The organism is Pleomorphochaeta sp. DL1XJH-081 (genome assembly GCF_049310885.1).
In the GTDB taxonomy this organism is placed as follows: Bacteria; Spirochaetota; Spirochaetia; order Sphaerochaetales; family Sphaerochaetaceae; genus CAYZJV01.
Genome location: NZ_JBMDYO010000052.1, coordinates 1 through 285 on the forward strand (window position 1 = coordinate 1; position 285 = coordinate 285).

General features: G+C 51.6%; 1 protein-coding gene. It reads left to right on the top strand.

Annotated elements, in window-relative coordinates; all coding sequences use genetic code 11:
* Positions 1-97: 97 nt before the first annotated feature.
* Positions 98-285 (top strand): DnaJ family domain-containing protein (locus ACODJP_RS13875; RefSeq protein WP_040214359.1); only part of this gene is annotated, 188 nt, incomplete at its 3' end.

Sequence of the window (285 nt, forward strand, 5' to 3'; positions counted from 1 at the left end):
GTAAAAAAACCCGCCCTGGCGGGTTTTTTTATATCTACCCCATCCCCATTTCACTACACTATCTGTACTCTTTTTGTTCATCCCCTGGAGCCGTAGAATGTGGTTGCTGGATCAGTGGGCGGAACGTCATATCCTCGATGCCCAAACCAAAGGTGAGTTCGATAATTTACCCGGCAGCGGAGAACCGCTGACTCTCGATGACGATTCACATGTGCCGGCGGAGTTGCGGGCAGGCTATCGCCTTCTGAAAAATGCAGGATGTCTTCCTCCGGAACTGGAGCAACG